This is a genomic window from Ochrobactrum sp. CGA5 (assembly GCF_006345815.1).
Taxonomy (GTDB): Bacteria; Pseudomonadota; Alphaproteobacteria; order Rhizobiales; family Rhizobiaceae; genus Brucella.
In genome coordinates this window covers 483,981-499,801 of the sequence record NZ_VCIG01000038.1, presented here as the reverse complement: position 1 = coordinate 499,801, position 15,821 = coordinate 483,981, and the positions used below count along the sequence as shown (strand labels likewise).

The window sequence follows — 15,821 nt, the reverse complement described above, 5'->3', positions numbered from 1 at the left end:
AGCAGCGGTAGCCGCCATTTCATTGAACGTAACCTGTCGTTGCGATAAATTTGAATGGGTAATTGCCTATGGGGGGCACCATGAAACAGGCACAAACATACCTTTATTTCAGTATTCGTCCATCTCTGATTGCGTGGATTTCTGCCGGAATAATCGCCTTACTAGTACTTCTGCACTCCGTGGTTATGGTGTGCTGGTACACAAAAGCTTGTGGCCCGGCGATGGAGCCGATCAATCGCGTCGGCCACATGTTTGACCTTAACCGCGAAATGAACGTTCCGACTTGGTTTTCCGTGCTTCAGCTATTTGCGACTGCGTGCGCTCTCGCATTGGTCGCGTGGGTCCAGCGCCTCAAATCACTTCCTTCGACTGCGTGGTGGGGATTGTCAGCGATCTTCTTCTATATGTCGCTCGACGAGGGAACGGACATGCATGGCTTATGGCGAGCGGATAATTACGCCATCCCTGGCACCGCCCATCCATTTTTCTCATGGATCATTCCAGCTGCTTTCGTGGTGATCGTTGTTGGAGTTATTTACGTCCGCTGGTTAATGGCACTGCCCCGACGCACAGCAAGCCAGTTCGTCCTTGCAGGAGCGGTTTTTGTGACCGGCGCTCTGGTCTTCGAGGGTATTGGAGCGTTCTTGGCTGACGAAACCTTTTTCAATGCGTCCTACCTCGTCGTTTCAACAATCGAAGAGACGCTGGAAATGTCGGGCGTTCTAATTATGCTTTTCGCAGTGCTCGAATATCTGGAAGACCAAGGCGTTAGGCTTGCGCTCGCCCCTGAACCATACGACTGAAAAATTCACACAAAATTTGCGAGGGGCATGGTCAGGCAGACGGGGGGTGCCATCCGGCGAAACCACCCCCTGCGTTCGCGCAATGCAAAGGGGGCGGGAGGGCCTCGGCCTACCCAGCTTTTTGGTCGTTGAGCCGATAGCGTCCCTTGGCGACGCGAACGAATAGCGCAACATCGGGCGGCTGCTTGTCGGTGCAATGGTCAGCGAGGAACTCGAAATACCGTGGATAGGTCCAGCCGGGTGCAACCCGTCGCACGTCAAGGGCGCGAAACGGCTCCGCCAGTTCCCCCTTCCGCACGGCCATGCAGACTGCCGAATAAATGTCAGTCCCACCCAGTCCCATAATAGAACACAATAAGCAATGAAACTCGATGAGGCAATGCTGGACCATACCGATCTTCGCCCCGCATCCGCCGCATGGCGCGATATTTCATTCGATGGATAGAACTACCGGCAATCATTGCCGCGCTTGATGGCGGCACCATTCCGTCCCGTTTCCCGATACATTCTATCCACGGTTAGCCATGCCATGCGTCGCCCAACCCCATGCGTATGGCTCAACCTCACAGCACCGTATCTCCGCGCAGTATCAATAGGGCAAGCCCTAGCGATTCTCGGAGTAAAGCCAACTGATGGTATCATACACATTGGAGTTGACTTTTTGATACGTCAGTATCACAGTATCTGTAAGTTATGTGAGACTATCGGAGTCCGCCATGTCCACCGCCGCAATCGTTGGCTATGCCCGCACATCAACCACCGACCAGAAAGCTGGCCTTGAAGCACAACTGCGCGACCTGTCCGCTGCGGGGGCTTCACGCATCTTCCAAGAGGAATTATCGTCTGTGGCTACTAAGCGCCCGGAATTGGAACGGGCGCTGGATTACGTACGCGAGGGCGACACGCTTATCGTCACCAAGCTTGACCGCCTCGCGCGATCCGTCGCAGACCTCGTGGCGATCACAGAGACGCTTCGCACGAAGGGGGTGACACTCCGCATCCTATCGATGAACCTCGACACCTCCACACCGACCGGCAAGTTGATGCTGAATTTGCTAGGGTCGATTGCCGAGTTTGAACGGGAGTTGATGCTGGAACGGCAACGCGAGGGGATCGCGAAGGCCAAAGCCGAGGGCAAATACAAGGGGCGAGCGCCGACTGCGCGGGCGAAAGCGGAAGATGTACTGCGGTTGAAGGCCGGGGGAATGACGGCGGACGCCATCGCGACGAAGCTGGGGATCGGGCGGGCGAGTGTGTTTAGGATCTTGCGGGAATATCTACGCTCAGATAAAAATATTTCGAACGGATCGGCCTCAAAGACTCTGTAGGATATAGACCTAGTAGGGCATTTCCCCATCTGAATGAATCGAAGGGGCTGTGATAACTAGTTCGAGCCTGATCACACTGCCTGCGGATGGAGGTCGCTCACAATGCCCCTTTACGGCGACCGCAATTCTCATAAAATGGAGTTTGCCTTACTAAGTATGACTTGGTTGGTTAGCATCGCGAATGCACCTTGTTCAAACTGCGTAACGCCCGGTCAGCAAAAGGCGTAAACATCAGCAAGAGGTCATTGTATCGCTTTCTTATTCGGCACGATTAAACTTCATAAATGACAACAGAACTGCAACCAGTAGGGTATATGCATACATGGACGCTGCATCAAAGCGAGTGGCGGCGAATGGCTCACCACAAGGTCATCACGACAACGGCGCTTGTTGCCATGCTGCGAAACACAGGGCTGTTTGGGCCGCTTGTCGTCGGCGGATCAAACCAATGGTAAGCGGCATGAAGCTAATATTCATGTTGCCAATACAGTTCAGGCTCCAATCTCAAAGAAAAAGTGTTCTCCAAACTGGAAACCCTTCTGCAAAAATCCGCAAACCGGACCGTCCGCGCGCTGGCAAGATGAGAATGAAAAATGTTAAACTCATCATCTCACAGGAATCTCAAAGCGACTTCTTATTCTCCGGCACAATCCAAAATTAAATGGAAGCGTTTCAATATAGTCACTCCATAATTGCAAATATAAATTCAAATACCTAGCCACAAGTAAAGTTCCCCTATGTGAACAGCAAAATCTCTGTTTTCCAATGCGCCGCCTTTATGTATTACACCAGAAACATTATTATCAGTATCAAGCAACGGACCGCCCGACATACCTTGTGCGAGTTTCTGAGTGACTTCAATATAATTAACAGCGGACTTAACAGGGCGTGAACTCACCGTACCTGGACGAATGTTTAATTTATCGCCGGGACCAAATCCAGGATACCCTGCGGCAATCAGTTCTTCACCAATCTGGGCGTCTTTGAGCGATCTTCGTAGTTCAAAGTATTCAACGCTCGGTATATTGTGTTCAATAATAGCCAAGTCCCTATGAGAGCAAATACTCTTTATTTTTCCAGAAAATTTATTTGAGGGTTTGGAAGGGTGATATAATTCAATTTCAGTTGAACCTTCAACACAGTGTGCAGCAGTAACCAAACCGACTGACTCTAAAAAGAACGCGCTACCTTGGCACATTTCTCCATCAAAATGTTCAATAACCCAAACAGCCCGATCCCTCATCTCTGCCTGCGTTGGTTGAATTTTTATCGCCGACTTAGCGAAGGATCTATTGAATCGAGCAGCCAACCCGCGAAAAATAGGATCAGACACTCCTTTAATGTGGCCAAGCCAAGCAATCTTACCGCGCAAATAATCTTCTATACTCGCATTGGAAGAAAATCTTGACATTAACTCCTTCTGCGCATCCTTCAGACCAATAGTTTCAATCTTATACAGAGCTGCTCTAACATTCCGAATGAATTTTCTGTCGATATTTAATACTTCATTGACCCGAATACCAGTAACTGTTCTTCGTGAGTGCTTGTCCGCATAATGAGCTTTGTTGTCGTTCAACGTGAATCCGTTGGAAGTAAACAAGTTTCTTAATCCTTCCGAAAGCTGGATTACCGGAAAATGCCCTGCTCTTGGAACAGATTCTGCAAAAAGAAGACTTAAAGGCTGATGGCTTGAAAAAGTTATATCGTCAGCATATCTCGTGTATATACATCTCGTCCGCTTCGCAAAAGCTTGAAGATTTTTATCCAAGCGAAAACATATCATATTAGATATCAACGGACTACTTGGCGCTCCCTGTGGAAGGCAGCCATCGTTACAGCAAATCCATGTGATCGCTGCACTTACATTCTCATCAAGGCCGATTGCCTCCAAAAGACCACGCACACGACTTTCCGTTATCGACGGAAAAAAATCCTTGATATCAATATTTAAAATATACTTTTGCTTTATGTGTGATTGCGCATTCGTCTTAACGGATCGATGTGAAACGAATCCGTGAACGGAATTCCTCGGTTTATAAATTTTCGCAAGCTGTATAGAAATTTTCTTTTGTAGCATTTTTAATCGGTAATTCGGCGAATTAATCGTTCTTTTTTTGCTTTTTCCCTTTGAAATATCGAATTTTCTATACATTCTTCCACGAAACCAACGAATTTTATTTAGCTCATCCGGAGACATCTCCAAATATGCTAATAGTTGGTTTAGATTGCTGAGAGGAAGCGGAAGGCTAACGCGCGATTGACCGCCAAATATATAAAATGGATTGTGCACGAGGTCCCCCTTCCAATCACCCCCGTTGCGTCATTACATCATGGGGCGTAACGATTCTATATTCGACGTTAGCTCTTACGCCGCAGTTACTACAGCGCGTATGCGAGGGGAGACCTCGTAGGCGCTCTCTAGCAAATTGAATTCAATTCGGAAAGATGGCATCTGTGAGCAACCAAAGATTAGCAGGTCCAGAGCGTGTTACGAAAAGAGTGAAACGGTTTTGGATAAGACGCGCATGAGAACAAATATTAGATCGGTTCCGATGATCCTGTCGAAACAGGAGCCGCCCAATTCACGGCTGTGAAGGTTAAAAAATCAGACCGTGCCGAGCGCGTATATTTATATCCTGTCCCACGCCATCCAATCCTGGAAAAAGATTTCTGCGATCAATTCCCATACCGAACAGTGTGGATCGTAAACGTACAGCATACTTCCCAAGTATAACTATTTTTACAAATCCGCGAATTGATTGGCTACCTGTCGTAAAAGTATTTCCAATATCAGTCCGTTGATCAAGCGGCACAAACGGCAGGTTCTTTGGTCCGTATGGATGAAATGTAAAGATAGACTTCTGCGCAGGAATACGTCGATCAATCGCAGGTGGTTGCATAGCTATCACGTTATAAGGCCCTACACTCAACACTTCTTCGGGTAAGTGCTGCGCGTCGGGGGCAATCATATATACGGCTACATCTATGTTCGCATCAGCCTGTTCTACCGCAAAGAAAAGCGCAACTAGCGGATCCTGCGACCAATCAAGCAGGCGAGTCGGGACTCCAAAATGCTGTGCGATCACACGGTCATTGCTGAAACTACGCCTTATCGGCGGAATATAGGGAAGTCCTTCACGAAAAAACAGTTCGATACACTGTTGTTCGTATAGATCGTAGCTCTTTGAAAGCGTCTCAGCTCCGATATTGGGTTGCTTTCCGCGATAAAGCGCAGGAAGCAAACTCCACTGACAGTTGCCTTGTCCTCGAAAAAGATGCCGATAGCTACCGGGCTGGCTTTCGATTATTGCGAGGTAAGATGCCAACGAAGCATCTGGCAGTTCTACCGTTCTCATGTTGAAATATTCGCCCACCCACAATCACTTCGATTCCCTCTGAATATAACTCAAACATTAGTTCATTGAGCAGTCGTAGGAGAAGCAAAAATTTATCGCCCCATGGGTGAGACGCTACCCGCCATTTCTAGTAAGAATCACAAGGTTGCCGCCGCTTCGACGTTGTGATGGCGTGGAGTGTGGATCGACTAGGCCGCTCGCTACAGGGCCTCGTCGCCTTCCTTTCCGACCTCCACGCCCTCCGCGTCGATCTATTCCTCCACCCGCGGAGGATCGACACCATCACCCCGGCAGGCAAGGCCATGTTCCAGAAGAAGTGCGTGTTCGCGGAATTTGAGCGGGCGATGATTAGCGAGCGCCTCAAGGCGGGCCTGTCCACCGCCCGCGCCAAAGGAAAAAAACTGGGTAAACCGGGGCTACGTCCCGAAACCGAGGCGGCGATCCTCTGTGACCTTCACGGCGAGACCCCGGCCTCGCTCCGCTCCCTCGCAGCCAAGCATGGTGTTAGCCTCGGCATGGTGCACCGGCTAAGCCGGGAGCTTAACGACGAGCCGCTTTAAGCCGCTCCGCAAGACCCACCGTTGACATTTCCAAGGCCGGGTTATCGGCGCTCTCGGCCCAGCCCGCTTCACTGGTTGGCCACTTGCCTTCGGCAACGAGAGCCAGCCGTTGCTTGGCTCGCCCTAGCCGCTCGGCGGTCTCCTTATTCGCGACAAGATAGGCCGCAGGGGGCGGCGCCACTCGCCTCGCCTCCACCTTCCGCAGCAGCTTCAACGCCTCCAGCCGCAAATCCGTTGATTGTTCCTCATCTTCGGCCACCCCGAGCAAATATCGGTGGGTGAGGTCGTAGACCCCTTGCGGCGCTTCATACTCAATAATCGCTTTCGCGGCCTCGACGCACTTGGCCTCTGCCACCTCGGTAGAGGTCATGATTTGCAACAGCGCGGCGAGCGCGGGGCTTAGGATTTCACCGGCTTCGCCGTTATCCTTTGTCATCGGGCCTTACCCTTTCTTTTTCTGTTCGAGCGAAGTTGGGCGGCGCGAGCACTTCGTTTTCGGCAGACTGGTGCGCTCGCACCGCAAACAGCCTTATTTTTTGAACCATACCAAGCTGACGCCAAGGGCGATTTCGTGCGCTACCCGGTTAGGGGCCTTCGCGGGGGTTTGTAAAATTCACTACATTTTCAATGATATAGACCACAATCCTAACCCCTAACCGCTCTAACTTCAGTTGATTAATGGTATTGTGTTTTGCGATAGACTTTTTAGAACTATGGGTCTAACGGGTAACGTGCGGTTATACGGTTAGGATTTATTAAAACATTGATTTAATTGTCTTTTTCATATCCCTTTACCGCCGTCCCCCCGATCCAAAGCGGCTTCGGCCCATCCCACCCCAGCCTGCGCATACATGCCGCCACCCGCTTATTCTCCCGCATCGCCACCTCACGCATATCCTTCATGAGGATTTGCCCGAAGATTGCCTGCGTCGTGATCCGCTGCTTGCCCTCGGCAACCTTGGCGAACCTCGGCAGGAGCGCAGCGAGCGTATCTTCCCACGGGTCAGCTTCAACTCGCGCCTTCGCCCGCTCGGCAGCAACCGCCCAAAGATGCGCGGGGATAGTTACCGGATCAGCTTCGCCGGGTTCCGCTGCCGCCGCCTCGGCCCAAAGTTGGTCACGCACTTTGCGCAACGCGGGGAGGTCAATTTTCCCGGCGCGCACTGGCCAGAACCTCCGGTTTCCAGTCGGGTCTTTCAGATATGTCGCATCATTCGTCGTACCGATTAGGATACAACGGCGCGGCACCTCTTCCGTTGACTTACCATAGGCTTTACGGCCCCGATCGTGGGTTTTGGAGATAAATTGCTTTGCATACTGGACGGCTGCTTGACTTAGCCCGCTCATTTCCGGCGCTTCCACAATCCATTTCCCCCCAAGTATCTCCATATGCTCCTTGTAGCTTTGGCGGAAATCCAGCGCGTCGGTGAAATTATCATCCCCTCCCGCCAGAACCTTTACTACCGCAGACTTCCCCAGCCCTTGATCCCCTTCCAGCACGAGCATCGCGTCAAACTTGCAGCCCGGACGCCGCACACGACGCACCCCGGCAATCAAAACCGCGCGACCAATCGCCCTTGTCAGTTCATCATCCTCTGCACCGAGATATACCGAAAGCCAAGTATTTAGCCTCGGCGTCCCATCCCACGTCAGCCCATCGAGATATTCTCGCACCGGATCAAACGAATTCTCCAGTGCCAGAACTCGAGTTGCATCCTCGATGAAACCCTGCCTCGGATCGAACCCGAACCGCTCCACCACGGCATTCCGCATCTTCAGCGCGGTGTCGGAAAACGGCTCTCCGCTCGGTTTCCCATACCCCTCGAATTCTATACGGTCGTGAAATACATCATATTTCGGGCGAACGCCGAGGGAAGTGATCGCGATCTTCGCATTTGCGAGCGACGGCTCGTAATCCTCTGCATTGCCCCTGCGAATAAAACCCGGACCGTTTTTCGCGCCCGGCGTCTGTTTCCGGGTCAGTTGCGTAGCAAACGCGTCAACCGCCCTCGGCTTCGCGGGTGCAGGCGGAAGAATTTCGCCCAACCCCAAATCCTCCAACCGCAGCGGCTTTTCACTCTTCCCTTCGTCACCCATGACGCGCACCTTTCTCGCGGCTCAACAATATACGCAGTCCCTCATAGAGCTTGTCGTACGCGCTCTGGGCGCGAGCCGTTGGTATGTCCTCGACCAATTCCAACGCATCGAAAATCAGCATCCATGCTTGGGCGAATGCATCATCGACCGGCTGCGAGCCACTGCGTCGCGCCCGAACTTCATCCAGTGAAACAATATTATTCATCACGTCACCTCCGGGGCTTCTACCTCGCTTGAGAAAAGTAAAGGGGCCGAACCAATCCGGCACTCATCGGTTCGGCCCCGGCGCGCACCCACGGACTAGGGGCGCAGCCTCAATTCGCTCGCCGTTTCCGCAGGGCTTCTTCCGCCTTTGCCGCCAAATCCGACACATCCGGCGTCGGCTCGCCCAGCACCCGCAGCGTGGTCATTGTCGCGACAAGCCGCTCAACCCACGGCAACGCCTTGCATTCCGCCAGCCAGTCCTCAGCCCGCGCCAGCACCAGCCCACGGAAAGCGACCTCGGCATCCGTCCATCCTGCGGAAGCCAGCATTTCCAGCGCTCGCATCACCTCGGTCCAGTTTGTATCGTCAAGATGGCGGAGGACCTGTCGCGCCACAGCATCCGGCTCGCCCCGGCTAAACCGCAGTTCCCGGAGCATTTCTTCGGCGGTCGCGGCCATCACCTATCCCCCTCATCAGGCTTCACGGTGCTCGTAAAGAGGCGGCTCGCTGCCGACTCCACGCCCCCGTAGGTCTCCAGCCCATGCGTCGGCGCTCCTCGCTCGGCCCCTCGGTCATATGCGCCCGTGGCGGTGGAGTCGGCAAAGGCGTTGATGACGTTCAGGGCGTGGTCGCTCATCGGCAGATTAGAACGCAAATAGTGCTCCAGCACTTCCCGGTGTCCGACCAGCTTGTGGTCCTGAATGTACCGGGCGACCCGCTCGTGCTCTTCTGGGTAAAGTGCCGCCGACTGCTGATAGCGGTACGCTATGGTGTCCAGTTGCTCCGACGTGAAGAGGCGGGCGCTGGCGGCGTGATAAAAGTCTTCGGATTTCATCGGGCCTGCTCCTTTTCCGCGAGCGCGGCAAGCCACGCCTCGACCTTGGGATAGTTGTACATAATGGACTGAAGCTCCGCTGGAGCGTCCGGGAATGCGGCGAAGACCGAGGCCTGCACCGCTTCACGAGCCTTTAGGCGTTCCATGTCCCGCTTGTGCATCGCCGCACTTTCGCTAATGCCCAACGCCACCGTGTCCGAGCCTTTATCGTACGCTGGCACGGTTTGGCCGTTCAGGTGATCCGTGGCCGAAATGCCGGGACCGGCCCGGAAGCTTCCGAGCTTCGCCTCCAACCGGGCGCTTTCAATCTTGTCGTCTGAAATGTAGTTCATGGCTTTCGCCTCCGTGGGGTTACGCGGCAGCGGCGCTGCGCAGGGTTTCGCATTCGGTGGTGGTTGTGCCGACTGGGGAGGATTTCGCCTCGGCCCATTCCAGAAGGTCCGCCCATCGATAGAGCGGCGTCCGTCCAAACCGCCGAAACTTTGGCCCGCCACCTCGGCAAGCCAGTTTTGCCAACGTTGTCGGCTTTACGGGATATCCTGCGGCGCTTAGTGCCGTCGCAGCATCCCGTCTTAGTAAAAGTGTTTCCTTTTCCATCATAGACCTACCTGTATGGCTCATTTTGCTTCAATATCACTTGAATTCAACCACCATGACTTGTCATTAATACTTAGTCAACAATGTTAATCAGGATCAAAAACAAGCAATTTCAAGCAAATTAAAGCTGATTTCAGCCTATAATTTGAGGTGGATAATTTGGATATACTTGGGAAGGGAGAAGCTGTTGATGGCGGCAAGTGCGCAAAAGGCTCGACCGGCAAAAGTTGCCTTATGACTCTTTGGTCAAGGCAATGGCCTTCAGGTTCATATGGTCCATTCGCGAGGCGTATTGTATGGTCGAGAGATTCGAACCGCGTGCTCATCCGGATAACTCTTTGGTCAAGGAAGCGCGCGATCAGCTTTATATGGCTGCTAACATTTTGTTATTGTATGGCCCAAAGACTCCCGAGACGACAAATGTTGGAAAGACTGGTCCGAATAGAAAGTGGGGCAGGTTCGTATGGTCGCTTTCGAATGGAAGGTGGCTATACAGGCCTGTCGCGAGAACAAACGTTAAAGGTTTATCAGAAATGAGCGTGGGTAAAGGTTGGTATGGTCCATCACATGATGTGATAAGCCATACATGACTGAAGCAACAACGAACGCTAAAGAGACTCGTCCGCAATGAAAGTGGGGCAGGTTTGATATGGCTTACCGCATGATGCGGTTGACCATACGAGACTCGGACGGCTATGCCGCCTTCAGGTTGGTATGGCTCTACGCATCATGCGTACAACCATACAGGACTCAGGCGTGGCTAGACGCTTGAAGGCCCTTGCGCCGCAAACGCAGCTTCCGACTCCCCAATTGTAATGCTTTGAGTCGGATCGTGACTAAGCGAACTCGCCCGCAAAGCCCGGACGAAACCCGCTACGGCGCTACCTATTTGCTACCTAGGCCAAATTCCTAATATCGTTAAGTACTTGATTTTTATGGCGCACCCGACAGGATTCGAACCTGTGACCTCTGCCTTCGGAGGGCAGCACTCTATCCAGCTGAGCTACGGGTGCATTGCTGGCAGGCTCGAAGCCTTTTCATGCGCGTTTCTAACTGAACCGCGCATGTGCATCAATGGCTTATTTTTACTAAGCGACGCAAATTTTGTCGGAAATCATGCGCTACGAACGCAATCCCGGGGCCTCCTGCCCCGTGCGCTCCACATATTCCGTATAGCCACCGCCATATTGATGAATGCCATCTGGCGTCAACTCCAGAACGCGGTTCGACAAGGCACCGAGAAAACGGCGGTCGTGCGATACAAACAGCATTGTGCCTTCATAGGCAGCAAGCGCCTTGATCAGCATTTCCTTTGTGTCGAGATCAAGGTGGTTGGTCGGTTCATCCAGAACAAGGAAATTCGGCGGATCAAACAGCATCGCCGCCATGACAAGACGCGCCTTCTCACCGCCCGAAAGCACGCGGCATTTTTTCTCGATATCGTCACCGGAAAATCCGAAGCAGCCAGCGAGTGCGCGAAGCGGTGCTTGCCCTGCTTTTGGAAAGCGCTCTTCCAGCCATTCCAGTATCGTTGCATCGCCGTCGAGCACGTCCATCGCATGCTGCGCGAAATAGCCGAGCTTGACGCTTGCGCCTACATTGACATTGCCTTTGTCCGGCTCGGCAGCGCCTGCGACCAGTTTCAGCAACGTTGATTTTCCTGCGCCGTTGATGCCCATGATACACCAGCGTTCACGGCGACGAACCATGAAGTCAAAACCCTCGTAGATGGTGCGACTTCCATAGGCTTTGTGTACGCCTTTCAGGCTCACGACATCCTCACCAGAACGCGGTGCCGGAGCAAAGTCGAAGGCGACAGTCTGGCGTCGGCGCGGCGGCTCTACGCGGTCGATTTTTTCCAGCTTCTTTACGCGACTTTGTACCTGCGAAGCATGGGAAGCGCGGGCCTTGAAACGTTCGATAAACTTGATTTCCTTGGCGAGCATGGCCTGCTGACGTTCAAACTGGGCCTGTTGCTGCTTTTCATTCAGCGCACGTTGGCCCTCATAGAAGGCATAATCACCGGAGTAGGTCGTGAGCGAGCCTCCGTCGATTTCTATAATCTTGGTCACGATGCGGTTCATGAACTCGCGGTCATGCGAAGTCATCAGCAGCGCGCCATCATAGTTTTTGAGGAATGCTTCCAGCCAGATGAGGCTTTCAAGATCAAGGTGGTTGCTCGGTTCATCGAGAAGCATCACATCAGGGCGCATCAGCAGAATACGCGCCAGCGCAACACGCATTTTCCAACCGCCGGAAAGCTTGCCGACATCACCGTCCATCATTTCCTGCGTGAAGCTGAGGCCCGCCAGAACCTCGCGCGCGCGGCCATCCAAGCCATAGCCATCCAGCTCCTCATAGCGCGCCTGCACTTCACCGTAGCGCTCGATGATCGCATCCATCTCGTCCATACGATCCGGATCGACCATAGCCGCTTCCAGTTCACGGAGTTCTGCCGCAACCACGCTGACAGGGCCCGCCCCCTCCATCACTTCCGCAACAGCGGAACGACCGCCCATTTCGCCGACGTTTTGGTCGAAATAGCCAACCGTCATCCCCTTTTCGACGGAGATCTGCCCCTCATCGGGCTGTTCATCGCCGGTAATCATGCGAAACAGGGTTGTCTTGCCCGCGCCATTGGGGCCCACAAGGCCGATCTTTTCGCCGCGGTTCAAAGCTGCGGAAGCCTCGATGAAGAGAATGCGATGGCTGTTGGACTTGCTGATATTGTCGATGCGGATCATGGAACGGGAGGACTTTTTGGATGGAGTGAAGCTAAAGCGGTCGCGTTGCGGCCACCCTATGCCACGACGGCACGGGCGAGTCACCCCGCTTCAGGATTGAAGAGCGGACAGATCGCTTACGGAATGTTGCGCAACCATTGCTCGGTAGAGAATTTCTCGACTACCAGCTTTTCCGCCGCAGCATATTCTTCGGAGGTGATCTTGCTGCTCACACCGCCATTCAGTGATACAAAGGTATCCTTCATGCGCTTGATAACTTCCTCGCGCGGCAGCCCCGTTTGGCTGCGGACAGGATCGACACGCTTGACGGCACTTGCCGTTCCTTTGTCGCTCAGCTTCTCGCGCCCGATTCGCAGGACTTTCACCATTTTTTCCGCATCCATGTCATAGGCCATGGTGACGTGGTGAAGGACTGTTCCCTTGGAAAAGCGCTTTTGCGCTGCGCCGCCGATCTTGCCCTTGGAGCTCGAAATATCGTTGAGTGGCTTGTAGAAGGCGTCGATGCCAAGCGAATTGAGTGCTTTCAGCACCCAGTCGTCAAGAAATGCGTAGGAATCAGCAAAGCTCATGTCACGGACAAGTTCTCCGGGCGCATAGAGCGAATAGGTTATAGTGCTGCCTGGCTCCACAAACATGGCTCCGCCGCCGGTAACACGTCGGACAGTCTCGACGCCGAATTCCCGCGTTGCTTCCATATCCACTTCATTGCGCAGGGACTGAAACGCGCCGATGATGATCGCCGGGCGTTCCCATTCCCAGAAGCGCAAAGTCGGCGCGCGGCGTCCCGTTGCAACTTCCTGTGCCAGAACCTCGTCGAGCGCGAGATGCATAGCGGGCGAAACAGCAGGCATTTCAACAATCTGCCATTCAAAATCCCGCCATGTGCGGGCAACGCCCAGCGCGCGTCGAACGGCAATCGCAACCGCTTCCGGGCTGAAACCGAGCATCATGGCATCGGGTCGCAGCCCTGCCCTCACCGCGTCAGCAATCTGCTCCGACGAGGCGTCTGCAGAGAGGCCTTCGACAGCATTACAGATGTCCTCCAGCGCGTCGTCCGGCTCCAGGAAAAAGTCCCCCGCCACCTGCACATCAATCAAACGCCCTTCACGAACATCCAGATCGACAACGACAAGTTTTCCGCCGTGGACTTTGTATTCGCCGTGCATGGGTGCAGCCTTCCGATAAGTGAACGTGAGTGTTTCACTCTCATTTCATGAAAACTGCGGGAGATAAAGCGGTTCAGGAATGGCCGCTGGATTATATTCCGGCCTCTGAGGGTACAATATGCTGAACAAGCGAGGTTTGTCGCACTTGCTTGGTCTTGTGGCCAACATACAACCCGGCAGCAATCATGGCCGCCAGAACAACGACAATCGATTTGAAACTGAAAGGTAGATGACGCATTTCCTATCCTCATTCCTGCCACAACCAAACCAGAGCGGGAAATGTTTGTCGACTCTGTCTCCTTGGATTTTTAACCACCACGCAAAATTCCCATTGGGTGTGGCACATTCATCCTCTGTTCAAGATACCAGAACTAAAGCATATTTCACCTATATCGGAGGGACCATCATGATACCTGCACTCAAGACTACTGTTGCTTCGCTTTGCGTTGGCGGCTTGGTGGCCGTCTTTTCACCGCTTGTCACACAAGCGTCCGCAGCCCAGTTGCAACGCTGCGCAAGTGAGAATGGCATCTGCCAGCTGCCCTACCCGGCGGAAGTGGTCTATGGCACCGGCGGACGAAACACGTCGCGCTTTATCGACCGCCCACAGGTCAGATGCTCCAACCGTGTCTTCGGTGACCCTGCACCTGGCAAAAAGAAAAGCTGCTCTTTCGTCGTCCAGGATCGCTGGGACAGACCCGATCGCCCCGGTCGTCCCGATCGTGACCGCGACTGGACCCGTTGCGCGAGGGAAGGTGAATTCTGCGATTTCTACGGTCGCAAGCGTGTCCGCTACGGCGCAAATGGCCGATACACGGAAGACGTTTTCCGTAATGGCGTCCCATGTGACAACAGCTCATTCGGCGATCCTGCGCGCGGCAAAGCTAAGGCCTGCTACATCCTCGACTGAATGTTGAGCCTGAAAACTCAAATGCCCGGACCGCGCCGCCCGGGCTTTTCAGCTAATGTAATTTATGGAAAATATCTCTAGTATTATGTTTTTATTATATATTTTTCCCGCTTACCCGAAAACACTATAACAGTTGCGGCTTTTACGCTTTGCTTCATAAAGTGCAATGTCGGCATTGCGGGCCAAGGATTGTGGCGTAGAACCGTCAAGCGGTGCGGGGACCACTCCAACACTTGCTGAAACATCCAGATTGACGCCGTGGATGACAAAAGGTTTGCAGGCTTAGCAGCCGCTGGCAACCCGCGCGCCCTCAACGAATAGTCAATTCAAATGCATGGAATGTTGATTCGTCATTGTGGAACTGACGAAGTGATTTTCCTCGGTCATTCTCCCGCTTCATAAAGATAACGAAGGCAGCAGGGGTATTAAAATGGTTCTATTATCTATCGTCATGGGCGTGTTGACATCTGCAGTGGTGATTGCCGCGTGCATCCTGCTTTGGAGATATGAACGGTCCTGAAATTTGCGACTGGGACAGCGGGCGCAACAGTCAAAACCAATAGAAACTCGATCTTCTTCAGTTGATTACCATGTATTTCGTTCGCTTCCGTAGTTGCAGAGAGGGTGGCAACTGGGATGCTCCTCTTCGCTTTTTTCCCAATGTCGGCGAACACGCCAAGCCGCAATACGTGCGTCCAATCGGCATATTATGCCACTGTGAAACGCATTCCATCACTTCGCTTCAAAATGTTTTCATTTGCCTTTGGGCGTATTGAATTGCCATGATCAGGTTCAAACTGGGTTCGCTGATATGCGCGGTTTGCTATCAGACCTTCAGGCAATCCCTTTGCGAACATTTCCTGAGCATGCCCCCCAAAACGGGACCCGGCTTTTTGTGCAGACACGCTAAAAAGCGAAAAGATCGAGCGTTTCCAACAACTCCGTTTTAACCGCCCCTCTAGCTCTGCTTTTTTTGATACTGGCTTATGCCCAATACCATAAGGACACTCTCCATGATGAGATCAGAAGACGTCTTGTTGCTGAATGCTATCAGCGCCCAGGCCGACCGGGCCGAATTGATTATGCCCAAGCCCCTTTCGCTAAATCCGATTGCCAAACGTCTACACGATGAATTTCCGCATCGATCCACGGCAGAAATAGAAACTCAGTGCCGAGTAGTCTGGCAGGACCGTTACCTGTTCTGGAACTGATATTGGTCGT

General features: G+C 53.0%; 17 protein-coding genes, 1 tRNA gene and 1 pseudogene. 5 read left to right on the top strand and 14 right to left on the bottom strand.

The window, feature by feature from the left end:
* Nucleotides 1-80: 80 nt before the first annotated feature.
* Nucleotides 81-803 carry a hypothetical protein gene (locus tag FJQ48_RS15535; RefSeq protein ID WP_139975873.1) on the top strand — a complete coding sequence of 241 codons (723 nt, stop codon included), beginning with the start codon at nucleotides 81-83 and terminating at the stop codon, nucleotides 801-803.
* A 109-nt stretch (nucleotides 804-912) separates the two neighbouring features.
* On the opposite strand, the gene FJQ48_RS15530 is transcribed toward FJQ48_RS15535, so the two are convergent.
* The gene (locus FJQ48_RS15530) at nucleotides 913-1,146 is read right to left on the bottom strand and encodes a hypothetical protein (RefSeq protein ID WP_070997471.1); all 234 of its coding nucleotides are present in this window, start codon (nucleotides 1,144-1,146) and stop codon (nucleotides 913-915) included.
* 373 nt (nucleotides 1,147-1,519) lie between these two features.
* Between FJQ48_RS15530 and FJQ48_RS15525 the strand changes: the two genes are divergently transcribed.
* Complete coding sequence (locus tag FJQ48_RS15525) at nucleotides 1,520-2,131, top strand: recombinase family protein (protein ID WP_139975872.1); 612 nt, start codon at nucleotides 1,520-1,522, stop codon at nucleotides 2,129-2,131.
* A 706-nt stretch (nucleotides 2,132-2,837) separates the two neighbouring features.
* Here FJQ48_RS15525 and FJQ48_RS15520 read toward each other — a convergent pair.
* Together FJQ48_RS15520 and FJQ48_RS15515 are read right to left on the bottom strand one after the other, a co-directional pair.
* Nucleotides 2,838-4,421, bottom strand: coding sequence for a reverse transcriptase domain-containing protein (locus FJQ48_RS15520; protein WP_247870395.1), 1,584 nt, complete (start codon nucleotides 4,419-4,421; stop codon nucleotides 2,838-2,840).
* A gap of 307 nt (nucleotides 4,422-4,728) precedes the next feature.
* Nucleotides 4,729-5,487, bottom strand: a complete 759-nt coding sequence (locus FJQ48_RS15515) for an FRG domain-containing protein (RefSeq protein WP_139975871.1) — start codon at nucleotides 5,485-5,487, stop codon at nucleotides 4,729-4,731.
* Nucleotides 5,488-5,645: 158 nt separating this feature from the next.
* On the opposite strand from FJQ48_RS15515, the pseudogene FJQ48_RS15510 reads away from it, so the two are divergent.
* A pseudogene (locus FJQ48_RS15510) lies at nucleotides 5,646-6,047 on the top strand (recombinase family protein); the annotation flags it as partial.
* Here the strand turns inward: FJQ48_RS15510 and FJQ48_RS15505 are convergent.
* From FJQ48_RS15505 to FJQ48_RS15460, 10 genes are all read right to left on the bottom strand, one after another.
* Nucleotides 6,028-6,483, bottom strand: coding sequence for a hypothetical protein (locus tag FJQ48_RS15505; RefSeq protein ID WP_139975869.1), 456 nt, complete (start codon nucleotides 6,481-6,483; stop codon nucleotides 6,028-6,030). The pseudogene FJQ48_RS15510 and the gene FJQ48_RS15505 overlap by 20 nt on opposite strands.
* A 332-nt stretch (nucleotides 6,484-6,815) precedes the next feature.
* Nucleotides 6,816-8,144 (bottom strand): virulence-associated E family protein, encoded by a 1,329-nt coding sequence (locus tag FJQ48_RS15500; protein WP_139975868.1) that lies wholly within the window; start codon nucleotides 8,142-8,144, stop codon nucleotides 6,816-6,818.
* Nucleotides 8,137-8,349 (bottom strand): hypothetical protein, encoded by a 213-nt coding sequence (locus FJQ48_RS15495; protein ID WP_104756829.1) that lies wholly within the window; start codon nucleotides 8,347-8,349, stop codon nucleotides 8,137-8,139. The genes FJQ48_RS15500 and FJQ48_RS15495 overlap by 8 nt, the downstream gene beginning before the upstream one ends.
* A 109-nt stretch (nucleotides 8,350-8,458) precedes the next feature.
* Nucleotides 8,459-8,806 (bottom strand): hypothetical protein, encoded by a 348-nt coding sequence (locus tag FJQ48_RS15490; RefSeq protein WP_139975867.1) that lies wholly within the window; start codon nucleotides 8,804-8,806, stop codon nucleotides 8,459-8,461.
* Nucleotides 8,806-9,183, bottom strand: coding sequence for a hypothetical protein (locus tag FJQ48_RS15485; RefSeq protein WP_139975866.1), 378 nt, complete (start codon nucleotides 9,181-9,183; stop codon nucleotides 8,806-8,808). Before FJQ48_RS15485 ends, FJQ48_RS15490 begins: the two co-directional genes overlap by 1 nt.
* Nucleotides 9,180-9,515, bottom strand: a complete 336-nt coding sequence (locus tag FJQ48_RS15480) for a hypothetical protein (protein ID WP_139975865.1) — start codon at nucleotides 9,513-9,515, stop codon at nucleotides 9,180-9,182. The genes FJQ48_RS15485 and FJQ48_RS15480 overlap by 4 nt, the downstream gene beginning before the upstream one ends.
* Nucleotides 9,516-9,534: 19 nt before the next feature.
* Nucleotides 9,535-9,783: a DNA-binding protein gene (locus tag FJQ48_RS22450; protein ID WP_180350219.1), complete on the bottom strand. Its 249-nt coding sequence runs from the start codon at nucleotides 9,781-9,783 to the stop codon at nucleotides 9,535-9,537.
* Nucleotides 9,784-10,716: 933 nt separating this feature from the next.
* Nucleotides 10,717-10,793: transfer RNA gene (locus FJQ48_RS15470), tRNA-Arg, on the bottom strand.
* A 108-nt stretch (nucleotides 10,794-10,901) separates the two neighbouring features.
* Nucleotides 10,902-12,524 carry an ABC-F family ATP-binding cassette domain-containing protein gene (locus FJQ48_RS15465; protein ID WP_139975864.1) on the bottom strand — a complete coding sequence of 541 codons (1,623 nt, stop codon included), beginning with the start codon at nucleotides 12,522-12,524 and terminating at the stop codon, nucleotides 10,902-10,904.
* A gap of 116 nt (nucleotides 12,525-12,640) precedes the next feature.
* Nucleotides 12,641-13,690 carry a biotin/lipoate A/B protein ligase family protein gene (locus FJQ48_RS15460; protein ID WP_139975863.1) on the bottom strand — a complete coding sequence of 350 codons (1,050 nt, stop codon included), beginning with the start codon at nucleotides 13,688-13,690 and terminating at the stop codon, nucleotides 12,641-12,643.
* A 406-nt stretch (nucleotides 13,691-14,096) separates the two neighbouring features.
* Here FJQ48_RS15460 and FJQ48_RS15455 point away from each other — a divergent pair, with 406 nt between their 5' ends.
* The gene (locus FJQ48_RS15455) at nucleotides 14,097-14,600 is read left to right on the top strand and encodes a hypothetical protein (RefSeq protein WP_139975862.1); all 504 of its coding nucleotides are present in this window, start codon (nucleotides 14,097-14,099) and stop codon (nucleotides 14,598-14,600) included.
* Between the two features lie 111 nt (nucleotides 14,601-14,711).
* On the opposite strand, the gene FJQ48_RS15450 is transcribed toward FJQ48_RS15455, so the two are convergent.
* On the bottom strand, nucleotides 14,712-14,864 hold the full coding sequence (locus FJQ48_RS15450; RefSeq protein WP_139976310.1) for a diguanylate cyclase: 153 nt from the start codon (nucleotides 14,862-14,864) through the stop codon (nucleotides 14,712-14,714).
* 749 nt (nucleotides 14,865-15,613) lie between these two features.
* Between FJQ48_RS15450 and FJQ48_RS22590 the strand changes: the two genes are divergently transcribed.
* Nucleotides 15,614-15,811, top strand: coding sequence for a hypothetical protein (locus FJQ48_RS22590; RefSeq protein WP_139975861.1), 198 nt, complete (start codon nucleotides 15,614-15,616; stop codon nucleotides 15,809-15,811).
* The last annotated feature ends 10 nt before the right edge of the window (nucleotides 15,812-15,821 follow it).

Coding starts and splice junctions, on each gene's coding strand:
- FJQ48_RS22450 (WP_180350219.1), bottom strand. CDS start 9,783: ATGATGGAAAAGGAAACACTTTTACTAAGACGGGATGCTGCGACGGCA.
- FJQ48_RS15525 (WP_139975872.1), top strand. CDS start 1,520: ATGTCCACCGCCGCAATCGTTGGCTATGCCCGCACATCAACCACCGAC.
- FJQ48_RS15500 (WP_139975868.1), bottom strand. CDS start 8,144: ATGGGTGACGAAGGGAAGAGTGAAAAGCCGCTGCGGTTGGAGGATTTG.
- FJQ48_RS15460 (WP_139975863.1), bottom strand. CDS start 13,690: ATGCACGGCGAATACAAAGTCCACGGCGGAAAACTTGTCGTTGTCGAT.
- FJQ48_RS15495 (WP_104756829.1), bottom strand. CDS start 8,349: ATGAATAATATTGTTTCACTGGATGAAGTTCGGGCGCGACGCAGTGGC.
- FJQ48_RS15480 (WP_139975865.1), bottom strand. CDS start 9,515: ATGAACTACATTTCAGACGACAAGATTGAAAGCGCCCGGTTGGAGGCG.
- FJQ48_RS15465 (WP_139975864.1), bottom strand. CDS start 12,524: ATGATCCGCATCGACAATATCAGCAAGTCCAACAGCCATCGCATTCTC.
- FJQ48_RS15485 (WP_139975866.1), bottom strand. CDS start 9,183: ATGAAATCCGAAGACTTTTATCACGCCGCCAGCGCCCGCCTCTTCACG.
- FJQ48_RS15535 (WP_139975873.1), top strand. CDS start 81: ATGAAACAGGCACAAACATACCTTTATTTCAGTATTCGTCCATCTCTG.
- FJQ48_RS22590 (WP_139975861.1), top strand. CDS start 15,614: ATGATGAGATCAGAAGACGTCTTGTTGCTGAATGCTATCAGCGCCCAG.
- FJQ48_RS15505 (WP_139975869.1), bottom strand. CDS start 6,483: ATGACAAAGGATAACGGCGAAGCCGGTGAAATCCTAAGCCCCGCGCTC.
- FJQ48_RS15515 (WP_139975871.1), bottom strand. CDS start 5,487: ATGAGAACGGTAGAACTGCCAGATGCTTCGTTGGCATCTTACCTCGCA.
- FJQ48_RS15530 (WP_070997471.1), bottom strand. CDS start 1,146: ATGGGACTGGGTGGGACTGACATTTATTCGGCAGTCTGCATGGCCGTG.
- FJQ48_RS15490 (WP_139975867.1), bottom strand. CDS start 8,806: ATGGCCGCGACCGCCGAAGAAATGCTCCGGGAACTGCGGTTTAGCCGG.
- FJQ48_RS15455 (WP_139975862.1), top strand. CDS start 14,097: ATGATACCTGCACTCAAGACTACTGTTGCTTCGCTTTGCGTTGGCGGC.